The organism is Pseudonocardia sp. ZF1, assembly GCF_056835605.1.
Window position 1 is genome coordinate 4,039,047 of sequence record NZ_JAJNBY010000001.1, and the last position, 17,851, is coordinate 4,056,897.

Here is a 17,851-nt window from a genome sequence, read left to right on the forward strand (position 1 = left end):
CACGTCAGTGCGCGACCGTCTCGCGGGCCACCTCGGCGTGCCGGGTGCGGGCCGCGGTGAGCACGCCCGCCCGGTTCTTGTGCTGCTCCTCGTAGCGCAGCACGGCCTGCACGTCCTCGGGCGTGTCGAGCTCGCGGACGGCGCGGGCCGCGTCGGGGACGGACAGGTCGTCGTAGCCGTCGACCGGGAGCTCGCCGGCGCCGAGCGCGCCGCGGGCCCGGCGGGTGTCGTGCAGCGCCCGGGCGGCGTCGCCGGCCCGCTCGCGGCGGGCGATGTCCTCGGCGCGCTCCAGGGCGGCGTCCAGCCCGGAGCCGAGGACGTCGGCGGCGTCGCGCCCGGCGCGGTCGGCGCCGTCGCCGAGTGCCGACGCGGTGCGCCGCACCCGTTCCCCGGCCCGGGACAGCTCGTGCCCGGCCCGGTTCAGGCCGACGACGCCGAGGCGGGCCGGGAGCCGCACGACGTCGGTGACGGCGCCGCGCACGACCTGCAGCGGGGTGGCCCGCAGCGGCGCGGGCCCGCCGACGGCCTCCTCGGCGAGCACGGTGGTCAGCCACTCGACGGTCTCGGTGTGGGCCTCGACGAGCTCGCCGGCGAGGCGGTGCACCCGGTCGGGCCCCAACGCGGTCAGCGCCTGCAGGTAGCGGGCGCGGTCCTGCAGCTGCCGCTCCAGCGCGAGGTCGCCGAGCAGCGCCTCGTCGAAGCGCTGGGCCTGCTCGACCTGGCTCTTCACGAACGCGAGGATCCGGCCGCCGACGGCACCGACCAGATCGGGAACGGCGCCGAGCTCGCGCAGGGCGTCCCGGATGCGGCCGAGGCGGGCCTCGGCGCGGCGGGCGTTGTCGGTGAGCTCGCGGCGGGTCTCGTCGGTGCGGGCCTGCACGGTGCGCAGGCCCGCGATCCGGTTCTCGGTGCGGGTCAGCTGCTCCAGCACACGGAGCTGGGCGACCACGGCGGCGGTATCGGTCACGAACACGTCCTCTTGCGGCGGCGACAGGGTCGGACCGCGCCTACCCGCGATCCGCGGTCCCACTCCTGCCCTCCGGTGCCGCTCCGGTCAGACCACCGGCATGTTCAGCTCGGTGCGCAGGTCGGCGGGGTCCATGTCCGGCGAGGGCTCGGTGAGGTAGACCTCCCAGAACACGTCGCCGCCGCGCAGGCCCTGGCCGGCGACCCACTCCCCCAGCCGCTGCCAGGCGGCGCCGAGCCCGTCGAACGAACCGGCGTGCACGACGCGGGCCACCCGGCAGGCGGGCAGCGCGCCGGCGACGACGTCGCCGTCCGGGGTGACCTCGCGGTCGGTGGGGAACCCCGTCTCGAGGTCGGCGGTCGCGGTCAGCGGCCCCCGGTACAGCGCGAACGCCGGGCCGGTGACCGTCACGCCCTGCCCGGAGACGGTCCCGGGGAGGACGGAGTAGGCGCGGTCGAAGAACGCGGGCAGGTCGGTGACCGGGACCGTGCCGCGGACGACGGCGGTGGGGCAGGCGGTGACCTCGAGGAGCTCGGGGGTGGTCATGGACGGGTCCTTCCGGCGGGGTGGGTGGTCCACCGGGGTGGACCGCGCCGGGTGTGCGGACTCATCGGTCCGCGCGGGGCGCGAGGTGGGTGGCGAGGAAGCGGTCGGCGGCCTCGAACATGGTGACCAGGTTCTCCGGGTTGACGATGGCGTGCCCCTCGTCGTCGAACACCAGGTAGTCGACGTCGACCCCGCGTCCGCGTAGCGCCGCGACGAGGTTGTCGGACTCGGCTCGCACCACCCGGACGTCGTTGGCGCCCTGCACCACCATCAGCGGGGTGCGGATGTCGTCGGCCCGGGTGATCGGCGAGCGGGCCAGCATGTCGGCCTCCTGCGCCGGGTCGGCCGGGTCGCCGACGTAGCGGTACCAGTTGTTGACCAGGCCGGGCCGGGTGAACTCCGGCACGGTGCGCAGGAAGTCCGCCAGGTTCGAGATGCCGACGTACTCCACCGCCGCGGCGAAGCGGTCCGGGGTGAACGCGACCCCGACCAGGGTGGCGTAGCCACCGTAGGAGCCGCCGAACATCGCGACCCGGTCCGGGTCGGCGTACCCGCGCGCGACGGCCCAGTCGACGGCGTCGATCAGGTCGTCGTGCATGGCACCGGCGAACTCCCCGACCGCGGCCTCCATGTGGGCACGGCCGAACCCGTAGGACCCCCGGAACTGCGGCTGCAGCACCGCGTAGCCGCGGTTCGCCCACAGCTGCACGCTCGCGTCGAAGCCCCACCAGTCCCGGGCCCACGGCCCGCCGTGCGGCATCAGCACCAGCGGCAGCCCCTCGGGCGCGACGCCGACCGGCAGCGTCAGGTAGGCGGGCATCTCCCGTCCGTCGCGGGCGGTGATCGTGACGGTCTCCATCGGTGCGAGCTGTGCCGGGTCGAGGTCGGGGCGCGGCCGGAACAGCAGCCGCGACTCCCCCGTGGCGTGGTCGTGGAACCACGTCTGCGGGTCGCGGTCGCGGGCGAACGTCGCCACCCAGCGGCGCCCGTCGACGTCGCCGGAGACGCCGGACAGGTCGCCGTCGCACAGGCCGCGCAGCGCGTCGAGGATCTCGGCGAAACCGGGGTCGACCGCGCGGATCTCCTGACGCGCCCCGAGGTAGCGGACGCCGAGCAGCTCCCCGGTGGCCCGGTGCCGGATCAGCGCCGACGGGAGGCTGGGGAAGATCTGGGCGCGGATGTCGATGTCGTGCTCGGGGTGCCGGTCGACCTCGGTGACCTCGCCGGTGGTGGTGTCGAGCCGGCCGAGGTGCAGCCGGTCGCCGTCGCCGTACGTGCCGACCCAGATGCCGGTGCCGTCCGGGGTCGGCTCGTAGGGGTACACGCCGATCGGATGGGCGTCACCGTCGACGGTCGCGACCAGGTCGTCGCCGCGCCACACCTGCGCGACGCCGTCCTCGGTGAGGGTCTCGCGCAGCAGCTCGTCGCCCGCGAGGGTCCAGCCCGCGCCGCCGCCGGGGCTCTGCGCGAGCACGGTGAACTCGCCGGTGGCGAGGTCGATCTCGCACAGGTCGAACTCGACGGGGTTGCGGGCGTTGCTCTGCAGCAGGACCCGTCCGGGACGTTCCGGGCGCTGTTCGACGCCGAACGCGGTCGCCCCCTCGAACGGGGTGAGGTCCACCGCCGCCGACGCGGGGGCGGTGAGGTCGACCCGGTACACGTGCCAGTTCTCGTCGCCGCCGGTGTCCTGTAGGTAGAGCAGGTAGCGGGGATCGTCGGTCCAGAGGTAGCGGAGCACGGTGCGGGTCTCGTCGGCGGTGACACAGCGCTCACCGCTGCCGTCCACATCGGACACCCACACGTTCAGGCGTCCCTTCCACGGGGCCAGGAAGGCGATACGGGTGCCGTCCGGGGAGATCGTGGCGGCGGTGCGGTCGGGCATGCGCAGCAGGTCGCGGGCGGGGATCCGGTCGGGCAGGGCCATGGTGGTCTCCGGGGTCGGGGTGGCGGTCGGGATGGCGGTCGGGGCGGCGGTCACAACGCGGTCGGGATCCGGTGGCGGCGCAGCGGCCGCAGCCGTCGGCTCACCGGGCACCCGCCGTCGCCGGGGCCGGGGCGGCGGCGTCGCCCGTACCCGGTTCACCGAGGTCACGGAACGCGGGCGCCACCAGCGCGACGAGCGCGGTGCCGACCGCGACCGCGGCGAGCGCGATCCCGGCGGCGCCGAGGCCGACCGCGGAGGCCAGCGCCGCGACCGGCGCCGCGGTCAGTGCGGGCGCGGCGAGCAGCAGGGTGTTCTGCGCTCCGAGGACGCGGCCGCGCAGGCCGTCCGGGGTGGCCTCGATGGTGAGGACCCCGAGCACCGCGCCGACCGGGGCGTTGGTGAACCCCACGAGCGCGGCGGCGCCGAGCACCACCCACGGTGAGGCCAGGCTCCCGACCAGCGCGAAGCCGGTGCCGAAGCCGAGCATCCCGAGCACGAACCAGGTCCGGCGCCGCACCCGGTTCACCAGCGCCGCGTACAGCACGGAGCCGGCCAGCCCGCCCGCGGCGAGCGCGCTCAGCGTCAGCCCGGCGAGCGCGGGCAGGTCCAGCGCCGTGAAGTAGGCGGGCATCAGCGTCGTCTGCAGGGCCGCGATGACGGCGACCAGCACCGCCGACACCAGCGTCGCCCCGAGCACCAGCCGCTGCCCGGCGAGGAACACCCACGACGCCGCGAGATCCCGCACGGCCCTGCGCACCGCACCCCCCGGAGCGGTGCGCAGGACCACCTCGACCCGCCCGGCCCGCGGGTCCAGCAGCGCCGCGGTCAGCGCCGCGAGCAGGCTCGTCGACGCGGTCACCACCAGCACCGTCGACGCCGGGCCGGCCAGGGCGACCAGCAGGCCGCCGATCGCCGGGCCGGCCAGCAGCAGCACGTTGGCCAGGTTCTCCCGCAGCGCGATCAGCCGGTCCAGCCGGCCGGGCCGCGGGTCGAGCCGGACCAGTGCCGGCAGCAGGACCTCCTGCGCGGTCATCGCGGGCACCCGCACGACCGCGCCGAGCACGCCGAGCACCAGGAAGGCGGTCATGCCGAGCCCCCACAGCGCGTCGACGACCGGCAGCGCCGCGACCACCGCGGCCCCCAGGACCCCGGCGACGACGGTCACCAGCCTGCGGTCGACGCGGTCGACGACCAGCCCCGAGACCAGCCCGGTCAGCGCGGACGCCGTGGTCGTCACCGTCGCCAGCACGCCCGCGGCCAGCACGTCCCCGGTGCGCTGCAGGACCAGCAGCGGCAGGACCGCCGCCATGATCCCGCCGCCGAGCAGGGTCAGCCCGTAGGCGGCGAGCCACAGTGCCGGGCTGCGTCGCAGCGTGCTCACCGGACCAGGGCCTTGGTGCTGCGCCGGAACGCCCAGACGACCACCAGCGCGGCCAGCACGGTCAGCGGTGTGCCCATGGCGACCCGGGCGATGCCCAGCCCGCCGGTCGCCTCGGCGACGTAGAGCCACTGCTGGATCCCGAACCGCGCGCCGAGCACCAGCGCCGCGGCACCGGTGGCGAGGTCGTGGGCGCGCAGGACCGCGGGCGTCGAGCGCCAGGGGTGCGTGCCCCCGTGGACGGCGTTCCAGATCACGCCGGTGATCGGCCGGCGGGCCAGCAGCGACCCGGCCGTGACGACGAACCCGGCCAGGGAGGCCCAGATGCCGATCACGAAGAAGTCGCGCGCCGACCCGGTCCAGGCGACGATCCCGGCCGCCAGCGCGACGCCGAGCAGGCTGCCGACCGCCGAGCTGAACTTCTCCCGCTGCAGCAGCCGGTACCCGAACAGGGCCAGGCCGGTCGCGACGGCGATGCCGATGGTCAGCGGCAGGGACAGGAACGCGTTCGCCGTCACGAACACGATCACCGGGATCGTCGAGTAGACGAACCCCGCGGTCCCGCCCATCTGGTCGAGCAGGCTCGGGGTGGCGCGGTCGCGGGTCCGGTCGTGCTGCGGCTCGGTCATGGTCATGCCGTCCTCCCTCGTCGTGATGTGCTGCAACGAGGGAAGGCCGTGCCGCCACGGCACACTCAAGCCCGAGGGCCCGTCGTGTGGTTCAGGTCACTGCCGGCTTGACCGTGCCGCGACGGCACGGTGTGGGCTCACCCCATGACGTGGAGCACCCGGGAGGTCGCCGAGCTGGCCGGCACCAGCCTGCGGGCGGTGCGGCACTACCACGAGGTGGGGTTGCTGACCGAGCCCGCACGACGGGCGAACGGCTACAAGCAGTACGGCGTCGAGCACCTGGTCCGGCTGCTGCGCATCAAGCGCCTGGCCGACCTCGGGTTCTCGCTGCCGCAGATCGCCGACACCCTCGACGACCGTGACCACCCCGAGCAGGCGCTGCGCACACTCGATGCCGAGCTGGCCGCCACCGTCGACCGGCTGCAGCGGGCGCGCGTCGAGCTCGCCGCGATCCTGGATCGGCGCGCACCGGCGGACCTGCCGGTCGAGCTGGTACCCGCGCAGGCGTCGTCGCTGACCGACGCGGACCGCTCGCTGGTACTGCTCATGACCCGGGTCATGGGGCCGCGCAAGCTCGCCGCGTACGGCGCGCTACTGCGCGACATGCCGGCCGACCCCACCGACGGCGAGTTCGACACGCTGCACGCCGACGCCGGGGAGGACGTCCGCCGCGACCTCGCCGAGCGCATGCTGCCGCACGTGCGTCGGGTGCAGGAGGCCCACCCGGAGCTGCGCGGCCCGGACGACGACGCCCCGCGCGGGGCCCGGGTGCTCGCCGAGACGACGAACGCGGCGATGCAGGAGCTGTACAACCCGGCCCAGGTCGACGTGCTCGTCCGGCTCGCGACGCTGCTGCGGGCCGACCACTGACCGCTGTCCATCACATGATCGATCGAGAGGGAGAGAGATGTTCGACCACAAGCTGCTGAAGTACAAGCTCGGCTGGAAGGGCTTCGACTACGCCGGGATGGAGCAGGAGCTGAACGAGCTCGGGACGCAGGGATGGGAGGCGGTGGGGACCCTCGTGCCCTCGTCGGGCAACGGGCAGGCGCTCGAGGTCGTGGTGATCATGAAGCGGGCGCGGGGGTGAGCGGACGGCCGGCGTCGATCCGGCCGGACCGGGTACCCGCGCGTGTGTCCGACTCCGCCCCACCACCCCGCCGGCATCCGTTCGACCTCGACCCGCGCTTCGGTGCGGCGCTGCTGCCGTTCGGGGTGTGCGACGCATCCGACGCCCACGTCGACCTCGACAGCGACGGCCTGCGGATCCGCTTCGGCCACTTCTCGCTCGTCACACCGGTCCGCAACCTCGCGGGGGCGCAGATCACCGGCCCGTTCCGCGCGGTGAAGGCGCTCGGCGTCCGGCTGTCGCTCGCCGACCGGGGCGTGACGTTCGGCAGCGCCACCGAGCGCGGGGTGTGCATCCGGTTCCACCGCCCCGTCCCGGCACTCGACCCACTCGGCGCGCTGCGCCACCCCGGGGTGACGGTGACCGTCGCCGACCCGGAGCGGCTGGCCGCGGCGGTGGAGCACCACGCCTCGCAGACCCGGCTCAGCACCGCACGCCGGGCGGATCCGACCCCGCAGCCGGGCCCGGTCCGCCGCGCCGGTGCGGTGGCGCGCTACCCCGCGGGCCTCGCGCTCGCCTCCACCCGCTACCTGCGCCGGCTCCCGCACGTCGACCGCACCGCGGAGACCGGCGACGCCTCCGACCTGCCACCGGCGCTGCCCGAGGAGTTCCTCGACGCGCACCTCAAGACCGTCGGGGAAGGCTCCGGCCCGCTGCTGCACCGCACCTTCACCGTCGACGTCCGCGGCAGTGACCTCGACGCCGCCGCCCTGATGGAACGGGTGTGCGCCGACCTCGACCGCGCCGCCCCCTCCGAGGTCGTCACCTTCCGCAAGAAGCGCGGCCGGCTCGGGGAGGTCTCGCCCGGCGACGAGTACGTCGTCCACATGCCCGCGCCCTGGGACGGCCCGGTGCGCGTGGTGCACCGTGACGCGACGTCGTTCCGCCTCGCGACCCTGGCCGGGCACCTGGAGGCCGGTCAGATCGAATTCTCGGCCCGCGACACAGGCCGGGGGCTCGAGTTCCGCATCGAGGCCTGGTCACGCCCCGGGGACCGCGCATCGGCGCTGGTGTTCGACGTGCTGCGGGTCGGGAAGGAGATCCAGCTACACATGTGGACGCACTTCTGCCTGCGCGCGGGAGACCTGTCGGGTGGGCGGGTCACCGACGGGGTGCGGGTGCGGACGCGGCGCGCGTCCTGGCCGCCGCGGGGTGGGCGGCGGGGCTGAGACCGCGAGCGGGGGCGGCGCACGGTCGGGTGACACGCCGGCCGGCCGGCGACGATGGGCGACGGTCCCCGTTCTGTCGGGGTGACCCGGCAAGCTGGCGCCGTGAGCGAACCCCTGCGCGCCGGGGCGCACGAACGTCTGCGCACCGCCCGGCTCGACACCGCCCTCGCCGCCGTCGGCGACCTGACCCCGCGCTGGGACGAGGTCGAGGAGGCCACCCAGCCGCGGGTGCTGTCCCGGCACGTGGCCGGGGTCGTCGAGCAGGCGCTGGCCGACCGGGATCCGGAGCAGCGGGTCGCGCTGGTCAACCGGCTGCTCGCCCAGGTCGAGCGCGAGGAACAGCTCTCCGCCGACCTGCAGCAGCTCATCGCGCTCACCCGGGAGATCGCACCCGGGGTGCACGAGGTCCGGCGCCCCCTGACCCCGCTGTCGGACGCGGCGCTGTTCACCAACGCCGCCGGCGAACCGAAGCTGCACACCGCGCTGCAGTCCGAGCTGTCCAGCGCCGACCGGGTCGACCTGCTGTGCGCGTTCATCCGCTGGCACGGCATCCGGCTGCTGGAGACCGAGCTCGACGTCCTGCACGAGCGTGGCGTCCCGTTCCGGGTCATCACCACCACCTACATGGGCGCCACCGAGCAGCGGGCGGTCGACGAGCTCGTCCGGCGGCACGGCGCCGAGATGAGGGTCAGCTACGCGAGCGCGACCACCCGGCTGCACGCGAAGGCGTGGCTGTTCCGCCGGGAGTCCGGCTTCGACACCGCGTTCGTCGGGAGCTCGAACCTGTCGCGGTCCGCGCTGGTCGACGGTCTGGAGTGGAACGTCCGGCTGTCCTCGGTGGCCACGCCGGAGCTGATCCGCAAGTTCACCTCGACGTTCGACTCCTACTGGGCTGCGCCCGACTTCGTCTCCTACGACCCGGACCTCCCCGCCGACTCGCAGCGTCTCGCCGACGCCCTGGGCCGTCACCAGGACGGCACCACCCCGTTGTCCGGGCTGGAGGTCCGCCCGTTCCCGCACCAGGAGCAGATCCTCGAAGCCCTCGCGACCGAACGCGAGGTGCACGACCGGCACCGAAACCTCGTCATCGCCGCGACCGGGACCGGCAAGACCGTCGTCGCGGCGCTGGACTACGCGCGGCTGCGCCACGCGCACCCGAGGCTGCTGTTCGTCGCGCACCGCAAGGAGATCCTCGACCAGTCCCGGCGCACCTACCGCACCGTGCTCGCCGACGGCGCCTTCGGCGAGACCTACGTCGGTGGGGACCGCCCGCAGCGCTGGAACCACGTGTTCGCCTCGGTGCAGTCACTGGCGTCCTACGGGGTGGAGAACATCCCGCCCGACCACTTCGACGTCGTCGTGATCGACGAGTTCCACCACGCGGCCTCGCCCACCTACCGCGCGTTGCTCGACCACCTGCGGCCCGCCGAGTTCCTGGGTCTGACCGCGACCCCCGAACGCTCCGACGGCGTCGACGTCCGTGACCTGTTCTTCGAGGGGCGTACCGCCGCCGAACTGCGCCTGTGGGATGCGTTGTCGGCGGACCTGCTGGTGCCCTTCCACTACTTCGGGGTCGCCGACGACGTCGACCTCACCGGGATCGAGTGGAAGCGCGGCAGCTACGACACCGTCTCCCTCGACGGCCTCTACACCGGCAACGACGCCCGCGCCGCCAAGGTCGTCCGCGAGACCCGTGCCAAGGTCACCGACGTGACCGCGATGCGGGCGCTCGGGTTCTGCGTCTCGGTCGCGCACGCCGAGTACATGGCGCGGGTGTTCACCGCGGCCGGCATCCCCAGCGAGGCGGTCACCGGGCAGACGGCCCGCGACGACCGTGACGGCGCCCTGCGGCGGCTGCGGGACCGTCGGGTGAACTGCCTGTTCGCCGTCGACGTGTTCAACGAGGGGCTCGACGTGCCGCAGGTCGACACCGTCCTGCTGCTGCGCCCCACCCAGAGCGCGACCGTCTTCCTCCAGCAGCTCGGCCGCGGGCTGCGACGCGCTCCGGACAAGGCGGTGCTCACCGTCCTGGACTTCATCGGCCAGCACCGCCGCGAGTTCCGCTTCGACCTGCGCCTCCGGGCTCTGACCGGCAGCAGCCGGGCCGGGGTCGTCCGCGACGTCGAGGAGGGCTTCCCGTTCCTGCCGTCCGGCTCGGCGATGGTGCTGGACCCGGTCGCCCGCGACATCGTGCTGGACAACGTGCGCAGCCGGCTCCGCCTGTCCCGCAGGGACCTCATCGCCGACGTCCGTTCGCACGGCGAGTCGGCCCTGGCCCGCTACCTGCACGAGTCCGGCGGCGAGCTGGCCGACGTCTACCGCGGCAAGGGCTCCTGGACGGCGCTCCGCCGGGACGCGGGCCTGACCGTCCCGGCCACCGGACCGGACGAGACCGCGCTGCTCCGGCGGCTCGCCATGCTGACCCACGTCGACGACCCCGAGCGGGCCGCCGTCTACGCCCGCGTCGCCGAGGCGGCCGGTCCGGGCTACGCCGAGCTGACCGAGCGCGAGCAGCGGCTGGCCCGGATGCTGTTCTTCCAGCTCTGGCCCGACCGCGGCGGGTTCGACAGCTACCAGGCCGGGGTCGACCACCTGCGCCGCCACCCCGCGGTCTGCGCCGAGATCCGCGAGCTGACCGCGTACACGCTCGACCAGGCCCGGCACCTGCCGCGCTCGCTGGGCGAGGGGCTGCAGAACGTGCCGCTGCAGAGCCACGCGCACTACCGGCGCGAGGAGATCCTGGCCGCCCTGGACTGGGCCTCCTTCGACCGCAAGGCATCCGGGCATGCGACCGGCGTGGTCTGGGCCGACGTCCCGCGGGTCGACGCGCTGCTGGTCAACCTGCACAAGACCGAGCGGGACTTCTCCCCCACCACGATGTACCGGGACTTCGCGCTGCAGCCCGACCTGTTCCACTGGGAGTCGCAGAACGCGGCCTCCCCGGAGACGGGGACGGGCCGGCGCTACCTGACCCACGCCGAGCAGGGCAGCCACGTGGTGCTGTTCGTCCGGGACTCCCCCGGCGACGACATCGGCCCGGGCGCGCCGTTCCTGTGCCTCGGCGCCTGCCGGTACGTCTCCCACCAGGGCAGCAAGCCGATCGCGATCACCTGGAAGCTGCGCCGCGCGATGCCGGGCGAGACGTTCCGGGCGGCGAGCGTCGTGGCGTCCTGACCCGGAGCGGGTAACGTGCCGGAGGCGGCATCGCCGGCCGGGGACAGATCCGTCCGGACACTCGCCCTCCGGTTCAGCCTCCCCCACTCGACGCGGCGGCCGCGTTCTGCTGCTCCCACACCGAGAGCACGACCGCGACGACGAACAGCTGCGCCGGCAGGCTCAGACCCGGCAAGGTCGCTTCGGCCCCGCCGCGCCACCAGCTCGACCTCCGGATCGTCCCGGCGGTCCGGTCGCCCTCGACGAGGTGCTGCTCGGAGCTCCACACCGAGGCCCGGCGGAAGCGGTAGGACCGGCCGTCGGCGGTGACGGTCCAGTGCTTGCGACCAGCCCGCTCCGCCGTGGCGACGACGGTCCCCGCGGAGTCGGTCATCGTGTAGGTCCTGCCCCAGACGGTCGATCCGATCCGGTACTCGCGGCCCTCGACCTGGATCTGCCCGCCGGAGCGCCACCAGTGCGAGCTGAAGGTGCTGACCGGCGCGCCGTCCAGTGTGAACTCGTAGTCGCGGCGCCATACGCTCGTCCGCTCGGCACGCAGCATGGGGTGATCGAACCATCCGAGTCCTCGGCACACCGCGCAGGCCGGGTGGGCGGGGACTCGGCCGGGCGGCGAGCTGATCATTGCCCGCCGCTTAGCGTCCCCTTAGGCCGAACGGCCGAATGCTGCCGCCGTGCTCACCACAGATCATGACAAGCGGACGACCCGGATCTTCGCGGCGGTACCGCTGCTGCTGGCCGCGGCGGCGGGCGCCCTGGACGGGGCCTCGTTCACGGCGTTCCACGACGTGGTCGTCAGCGCCATGACCGGCAGCTTCGTCGCGCTCGGCCGGGGGCTGGGGGCGGTCGCGGCGCTCGCCCCCGCGGCCTGGGCACTGGGCGGCTACGTGCTGGGCCTGGTCGCCGGCACCGTGACGGCGGGTCTGGCCGAGCGGAGGCTTCCGGCCCGGGGCGCCGTCGGTGTCACGCTCGGCCTGGAGCTCGCGGTCCTGTCCGCGTTCGGCCTCGCGTGGCTGCTCGGCGGGCCGGGACACGCCTTCCCCGTGGAGCCGATGATCGGGACGGCGACGCTGGCGATGGGGCTGCAGGGGGCGGCGCTGCGCCGGATCGGTCCGGCCGGCACTCCCACCAACTACTTCACCGGGGTCGTCACCAACTGGGTGTCGGGCATGGTCGACCCGGCCGGGCGCAGCTGGAACCCCGGCGCCGGAGCCCGCATCGCGGTCTTCGTGCTCGCCGTCGCCGCGACGGGCTCGCTGCACCGGGTCCTCCCGGCCGGAGTGGTCGCCGTGCCGGTGACCCTGGTCGCCGCCGCGACGGTGCTCGCCGTGGCCTCGGCGCGCTCCCGGCGCGCCGTCGGGCTGCGCCCGGCCGACCACACCGCGGCCCGGACCCGGTCGCTTGTGGTGACTCCGACCAGGGCGTGAGCCGCGGACGGTGACGGATTCGTCCCCGTCGGGCAGTCTGACCGGCGTGGCCGCAACGACGCGTCCACGCCGAGGACCGGGGGTCACATGACGACCGAACGGGAACGTTTCCTGCCCACCGGGCAGGGCGAAAAGGCCCCCAACGCCGGCCGGGTGCTGGCGCTGCTGTTCGCCGCCAACACGTTCAACTTCTACGACCGGGCCGTCCCGGCGATCGTCGCCGAGCCCGTCAAGCTCGAGTTCGGGCTCTCCGACCTGCAGATCGGCGTCCTGGCCGCCGCGTTCACCGTCGTCTACGCCCTGTGCGGGCTCCCCCTCGGGCGCCTCGCCGACCACCGCTCGCGGGCCCGGATCATGGGGTGGGGCATCGTCGCGTGGAGCCTGCTGACGGCCGCGAGCGGCGCGGCCTGGAACTACGTCTCGCTGCTGCTGATGCGGGTCGGCGTCGGTATCGGCGAGGCCAGCTACGCGCCCGCCGCGAACTCCACGATCGCCGACCTCTACCCGGCGGGGAAGCGCGCGCGGGCGTTCGGGCTGTTCCAGCTCGGGCTGCCGGTCGGGCTCGTGCTCGCCTACTTCTCGGTCGGTGCGATCGCCGAGGCGTTCGGGACGTGGCGGGCCCCGTTCGTACTGGCCGCGATCCCCGGGCTGCTCATCGCGGCCGGGTTCTTCCTGGTGCGCGAGCCCCGCCGCGGGGCGTCCGAACCGGCGTCGACGACCACTACCGAGGCGACGCCGGCACCGGTCGACCGGCCGTTCCGGCGGATCCTGGCCGTCCCGACGATGTGGTTCCTGATCGTCGCCGGGATCGGCGCGAACCTCGCCGCCTACTCGGTCAACACGTTCACCGTGCCGCTGTTCCAGCGCTACTTCGGTGCGTCCCTGACCGGGGCGGCGGTGCTGACCGGCGTCGTCGTCGGTGTGACGGGGCTGGTCGGGCTGCTCGTCGGCGGCTGGGTGTCGGACCGGGCGGCCCGCCGCTCGACGGGTGCACGGGTGCTGGTCGGTGCGGTGGCGACGCTGGTGTCGGTCCCGCTGACCTGGTTCGCGCTGTCCGTGGGACCGGAGGCGACGGGCACCTTCGTCGTGCTGTTCGGCGCCGGCTGGCTGCTGCAGTATCTCTACTACACCTCGGCCTACCCGGCCGTCGCCGACGTCGTCGGGCCGCGGCTGCGGTCGACGGCGACGGCGGTGTTCTTCGCCGCGTTCTACCTGCTGGGCGGCGCGGTCGGGCCGGTGATCGCCGGTGCCCTGTCGGACGCGTTCGCCGCGGACGCCCTCGCCGCGGGCGCGAGCCCGGCCGACGCCGCGGCGAACGGGCTGCGGCAGGCCCTCGCCGTGATCGTGCCGCTGTCGATGGCGATCGCGTCGGCCGGGCTGTTCCTCGCCGCCCGCACGGTGCGCCGGGACAACGAGCGGATGACCGCGGCCGCCGGCTGACCCGGACCCTCAGCCGGGCAGCCGGGTCCAGTCCCGGTCGTCGACGTCGGTGCCGAACGCGTCGAGCGTCACCGTCGTCGAGTCCTGGCGCTGCTCCGGCAGCCGGATCCGGCGCACGTGGGCGCCGTCGAGCCACACCTCGCCCGGCTCGCCGTCGCCGGTGGTGACGGTCAGCCGTCGCCACCGCTCGCCGCGGTCGGCGACGACGCCGTGGTCGTGGGCCTCGGTGACGTCGGCGAGCCGGTCGAACGCCGCCAGCGGGGTGACGATCCGGCCGGGATCGGTGAGGCCCAGCCGGTCGAGCCTGCGGCCGGGCCGCCCGCTCCAGACCCGGTCCTCGATCTGCACGAATGCGATGTGGTCGTGGCCCACCATGGCGCGGCGCCGGGTGAGGTCGAGGACTCCGCTGGTGACGACCTGCCGCGGCACCCGGCGCAGGATGGCCCGCGCCAGGGCCGGGATCGGGCGCCGACGCCGCGGGAGCGCCTCGCCCACGGTGCGGGTCCCGGACATGTCCATCAGCAGGGTGGCACGGGCGGTGCCGGCCGCGACGGTGCGGCCGACGGCGTCGCGCAGGCGGGCCAGGGCCGGGCTCTCGGTGGTCATCGTGGGGCCTTTCGCCGGTGGCTCGGGGACAGACACCTGCGAGCCTGCCCGTCGGCGCGGCCCGGCGAATCGGTCCAGGGGACGATTCGCGCCTCCACCGGAGGGAGGAGACGGACCGCACGAACTAGCCTCGCCCCGATGGACGCCGACACCCACTACCGCGCCCTCGTCGACGACCACGTCACCGGCCGGGTCCCGCTCGCCGGGTCCGTCGCCCGGTTCGCGGCGCCGCTGCGGGCGGCGTGGGTCGACGACCGCGTCGAGGGCCTGGCGTGGGCCGCCGGCGGTGCGGTGGCCGCCGACGCGACCGAACCGGCGCACCACGCGCGTCTCGCCGACCTGCTCGCCGGGGTGCGAGCGCTCGGGCCGCTGACCCGGTCCCCCGACGGTGCGGTCTGCACGGTGTGGGGGCTGACGGTGTTCACCGACCTGCCGTGCGTCGGCGCGCAGCTGCGCGAGGCGCTCGACGTGCACCCGTCCGCGACGCCCGCGCTGTTCGCCTTCGCCGCGCACCTCACCCGGGCCGGGGTCCTCGACTTCTCCGGCTGGGCCGGGTGGTCCGAGGTCGCCGGAGACGGCCCCGGGGTCTGAACACGGCGGGGTCCCCGTCCCTCCGCAGGGGTGCGCCCCGGCGGGCGAGCGTGTATCTCCTTCACCTGACGCCCAACGCATCGGAGGAACCCGTGGAGTTCGACATGCTGGTCGAGGTGCCGAAGGGCAGCCGCAACAAGTACGAGGTGGACCACGAGTCCGGGCGGATCCGGCTCGACCGCACCCTGTTCACCGCCACCCAGTACCCGGGCGACTACGGGTTCATCGAGAACACCCTCGGGGAGGACGGCGACCCCCTCGACGCACTGCTCGTCACCACCGGCGAGCCGCTGTTCCCCGGCGTCCTCGTGCTCGTGCGCACCATCGGCATGTTCCGGATGACCGACGAGGCGGGCGGCGACGACAAGCTGCTCTGCGTCCCGGCCCACGACCCCCGCCTGGAGAACCTGCGCGACATCCACCACGTGCCCGAGTTCCACCGGCGGGAGATCCAGCACTTCTTCGAGATCTACAAGGACCTGGAGCCGGGCAAGAGCGTCGAGGGCGCCGACTGGGCGAACCGGGCGGCGGCCGAGGCGGAGCTCGAGGCGTCGCGGAAGCGGTTCCGGGACACGCCGCACTGAGGTCCCCCCGAACCGTGTGGCCGGCTCCCGAGGGAACCGGCCCACACGTCCGGGCGCGCGGGGCCTGCCGTCAGCGACCGCCGTTGCAGGAGACCGCCGAGTAGTCGCCGTCGGCCGACTGCTCGGAGACCACGGCGCCGTCGACGAGGATCCGGCAGGACAGCTCGCCGGACCCGCCGGCGGCGGTGACCGAGTAGTCGGCGGGCTCATCGGCAGCCGGGGCGGTGCGCTCCCACGGCAGGTCCGCACCGGAGACCTGGGCCACCGAGGTACCCCGGCCGAAGGTGATCGTCACGTCCGAGCCGGCCCCGGTCACCTGGTAGGTGACCTGGGCCGCCGCGGGCGCCGAGGGGGCAACGGCGGCGTCGGTGGCCGCGACGACGCCGGGCTGGCCGCCGCCGGTCGAGGCTCCGAACGCGACCGTTCCCTCCCGCCACGCGGCCGGGGTCTCGTCCTCGGTGCCGCCGAACACGGCGAACCCGATCGGCACCGCGACCGCGGCGGCCGCAGCGACGACGGCCACCCACGGCCACCGTCGACGACGGGTGTCCCCGGTGACGGCGCGGCGACGTCCGCGAGTCGGGGGCTCGTCGAAGGATTCGTCGGGCACAGGTGCGGCGGGGTACTCGGATCCGCCGTCGTCCGGAGCGGGGCCGAGATCGAGCTCGCGCGGGTCGTAACCGAGGTCGTAGGGGTCCATCGGCCGGGCCTCGGCGGACGGCACGCCGTGGTGGCCCGCCCGGGGGGCAGGGGTGTCGCCGCGACCGGCGACACCGGCCCCGCCCATGTCGTACCGGGCGCCGGCGGACGGCGGCGGTGCGACGACGTCGCCGTCGGGCGCGCGACGTCGTCCGCCCCGGCGGGGACGGCCGGTGTGCTCGTGCCCGGGCAGCGCCGCCACGGTCGGCGGACGACCCCCCACCCATAGGTCGTCCGGGGGCGTCCCGGTCGCGTAGCCGCCCCCGGCGTGCAGATCGGGCGGGACGGTGTCCGTTCCGGGACCCTCCGGTGCGCGACGACGCCCGGGTCGCGGTCCGCGGTCGATCCGGCCCGCTCCCGGCCGACCGTAATCGTCACTTTCAGTGATCGCCTGCGAGCGGGGCGCCCCGTCGTCGGGGGAGTCCGGGCGACGCGCACGACCCGCGGCCGACCGGACCCCGGGCTCCCGGGCGGGCGCGAAGACGATCCCCGCAACGAGGTCCTCGGGCGAGAGACCCCTGGCCGGGGGCTCGTCGGTGCCGCCTGTCCGGTCCATCACCTCGGCCGATCGGCGTCGCCCACGTCGGGGCACCGGAGACGACTCGTCCCCGAGCACCCAGCGACCCGAGTCCGGGTCCCATCTCGGTGTTGACACGACGCCCCCTTTGGTAGCCGTGTCGATTCAACGAGTCGGACGCGCACCGGTTACGGAACGCGGTCACTGTGACGGGGACGACTCTCGTTCGGCCGTGTCGCGGAGCCCGTTCGGAGTGCACCGTTCTCGGCCCCGGCGGGCGGGCCCGCCACCACGACCCGGGCCACCACCCGGGGCGAACCGCCGAGGATCCGGGCGACGGCCGGCGGGGCGGACGGAGATCTGCGATGGGTGCGGCTCACCGCACCGTGCCCGAAGCGGCTCGACGGGTACGACCGGCGCTCAGGCGGCGAGCGCGTGGCAGGCGCGCCGCACGACCGCGTCGGCGTAGGCGTGGTCGAGCTCCCCCGTCCGCAGCTGCCACCGGTGGAACACCGGCGCGACGACCAGCTCGAACGCCTCGAGGTCGCCCACGGAACCCTTGATGTCACCGGCCGCCCTCGCCGACGCGAACCGGGAGGCGAACAGGCTGACCTGTGGGGCGACGACCTCCTCCCACACCCGTGCACCGACCGCGGTGTCGACGAGCGCCTCAACACACAGTGCCCGCAGCAACGCGTCCCATTCGGGCTGTTCGAGCTCATCGACGACGGAGCGCATCACCACCGTGAGGTCGGCGAGCAGGTCGCCGGTGTCCGCGATCCCGCCCCCGCCGACCGCAGCCATCGCGTTGCGGTGGGCCACGGCATCGACCAGCAGGGCCCCCCGGTGGGGCCATCGCCGGTAGAGCGTCGCCTTGCCGACGCCGGCGCGCGCCGCGATCGCCTCCATCGTGACCTGCGGGTACGACAGCTCCGAGGTCAGCGCCAGTGCCGCTTCGAGCGCGGCGGTGCGCGCACGTTCGGAACGGCTGATCGGGACCGGCGGGCGGTCAGGGCCGTCGTTGTCCACACGGACAGGATACTGATCAGAACGGAACGTTCCGTACAGCCTTTA

The 17,851-nt window shown here is 74.6% G+C and carries 17 protein-coding genes; 8 read left to right on the forward strand and 9 right to left on the reverse strand.

Annotation, left to right across the window (positions count from 1 at the left end; genetic code table 11):
* Window positions 1-4 precede the first annotated feature (4 nt).
* The 5 genes from ZF1_RS19435 to ZF1_RS19455 form a co-directional block, all read right to left on the reverse strand.
* Window positions 5-967: a DUF8129 domain-containing protein gene (locus ZF1_RS19435; RefSeq protein ID WP_482637999.1), complete on the reverse strand. Its 963-nt coding sequence runs from the start codon at window positions 965-967 to the stop codon at window positions 5-7.
* 87 nt (window positions 968-1,054) lie between these two features.
* Window positions 1,055-1,513, reverse strand: a complete 459-nt coding sequence (locus tag ZF1_RS19440; protein ID WP_482638000.1) for a GyrI-like domain-containing protein — start codon at window positions 1,511-1,513, stop codon at window positions 1,055-1,057.
* A 61-nt stretch (window positions 1,514-1,574) separates the two neighbouring features.
* Complete coding sequence (locus ZF1_RS19445; protein ID WP_482638001.1) at window positions 1,575-3,491, reverse strand: S9 family peptidase; 1,917 nt, start codon at window positions 3,489-3,491, stop codon at window positions 1,575-1,577.
* A gap of 46 nt (window positions 3,492-3,537) precedes the next feature.
* Window positions 3,538-4,818, reverse strand: coding sequence for an MFS transporter (locus ZF1_RS19450; protein WP_482638002.1), 1,281 nt, complete (start codon window positions 4,816-4,818; stop codon window positions 3,538-3,540).
* Window positions 4,815-5,450, reverse strand: a complete 636-nt coding sequence (locus ZF1_RS19455) for a DUF3159 domain-containing protein (RefSeq protein ID WP_100878273.1) — start codon at window positions 5,448-5,450, stop codon at window positions 4,815-4,817. Before ZF1_RS19455 ends, ZF1_RS19450 begins: the two co-directional genes overlap by 4 nt.
* Before the next feature lie 138 nt (window positions 5,451-5,588).
* On the opposite strand from ZF1_RS19455, the gene ZF1_RS19460 reads away from it, so the two are divergent.
* From ZF1_RS19460 to ZF1_RS19475, 4 genes are all read left to right on the forward strand, one after another.
* A complete protein-coding gene (locus ZF1_RS19460; protein ID WP_482638003.1) occupies window positions 5,589-6,314 on the forward strand; it encodes a MerR family transcriptional regulator in 726 nt (241 codons plus the stop codon).
* Between the two features lie 37 nt (window positions 6,315-6,351).
* Window positions 6,352-6,534 carry a DUF4177 domain-containing protein gene (locus ZF1_RS19465; protein ID WP_482638004.1) on the forward strand — a complete coding sequence of 61 codons (183 nt, stop codon included), beginning with the start codon at window positions 6,352-6,354 and terminating at the stop codon, window positions 6,532-6,534.
* Between the two features lie 44 nt (window positions 6,535-6,578).
* Window positions 6,579-7,742, forward strand: coding sequence for a DUF1990 family protein (locus tag ZF1_RS19470; RefSeq protein WP_482638005.1), 1,164 nt, complete (start codon window positions 6,579-6,581; stop codon window positions 7,740-7,742).
* A 102-nt stretch (window positions 7,743-7,844) separates the two neighbouring features.
* Window positions 7,845-10,916, forward strand: a complete 3,072-nt coding sequence (locus ZF1_RS19475) for a DEAD/DEAH box helicase (protein ID WP_482638006.1) — start codon at window positions 7,845-7,847, stop codon at window positions 10,914-10,916.
* 73 nt (window positions 10,917-10,989) lie between these two features.
* On the opposite strand, the gene ZF1_RS19480 is transcribed toward ZF1_RS19475, so the two are convergent.
* Window positions 10,990-11,457, reverse strand: coding sequence for a hypothetical protein (locus ZF1_RS19480; protein WP_357547258.1), 468 nt, complete (start codon window positions 11,455-11,457; stop codon window positions 10,990-10,992).
* A gap of 130 nt (window positions 11,458-11,587) precedes the next feature.
* On the opposite strand from ZF1_RS19480, the gene ZF1_RS19485 reads away from it, so the two are divergent.
* Both ZF1_RS19485 and ZF1_RS19490 read left to right on the forward strand, forming a co-directional pair.
* The gene (locus ZF1_RS19485; protein ID WP_476652130.1) at window positions 11,588-12,340 is read left to right on the forward strand and encodes a DUF1275 family protein; all 753 of its coding nucleotides are present in this window, start codon (window positions 11,588-11,590) and stop codon (window positions 12,338-12,340) included.
* An 87-nt stretch (window positions 12,341-12,427) separates the two neighbouring features.
* On the forward strand, window positions 12,428-13,780 hold the full coding sequence (locus ZF1_RS19490) for a spinster family MFS transporter (RefSeq protein ID WP_482638007.1): 1,353 nt from the start codon (window positions 12,428-12,430) through the stop codon (window positions 13,778-13,780).
* A 9-nt stretch (window positions 13,781-13,789) separates the two neighbouring features.
* Here the strand turns inward: ZF1_RS19490 and ZF1_RS19495 are convergent, their stop codons facing one another.
* Complete coding sequence (locus ZF1_RS19495; RefSeq protein ID WP_482638008.1) at window positions 13,790-14,386, reverse strand: hypothetical protein; 597 nt, start codon at window positions 14,384-14,386, stop codon at window positions 13,790-13,792.
* A 138-nt stretch (window positions 14,387-14,524) separates the two neighbouring features.
* Here ZF1_RS19495 and ZF1_RS19500 point away from each other — a divergent pair, with 138 nt between their 5' ends.
* Entirely contained in the window at window positions 14,525-14,977 is a 453-nt protein-coding gene (locus tag ZF1_RS19500) for a DUF3632 domain-containing protein (protein WP_482638009.1), read from the forward strand.
* Between the two features lie 92 nt (window positions 14,978-15,069).
* Entirely contained in the window at window positions 15,070-15,561 is a 492-nt protein-coding gene (locus ZF1_RS19505) for an inorganic diphosphatase (RefSeq protein WP_379673901.1), read from the forward strand.
* 70 nt (window positions 15,562-15,631) lie between these two features.
* Here the strand turns inward: ZF1_RS19505 and ZF1_RS19510 are convergent, their stop codons facing one another.
* Complete coding sequence (locus tag ZF1_RS19510) at window positions 15,632-16,483, reverse strand: MmpS family transport accessory protein (RefSeq protein ID WP_379673902.1); 852 nt, start codon at window positions 16,481-16,483, stop codon at window positions 15,632-15,634.
* A 714-nt stretch (window positions 16,484-17,197) separates the two neighbouring features.
* Window positions 17,198-17,806 carry a TetR/AcrR family transcriptional regulator gene (locus tag ZF1_RS19515; RefSeq protein ID WP_379673903.1) on the reverse strand — a complete coding sequence of 203 codons (609 nt, stop codon included), beginning with the start codon at window positions 17,804-17,806 and terminating at the stop codon, window positions 17,198-17,200.
* Window positions 17,807-17,851 lie beyond the last annotated feature (45 nt).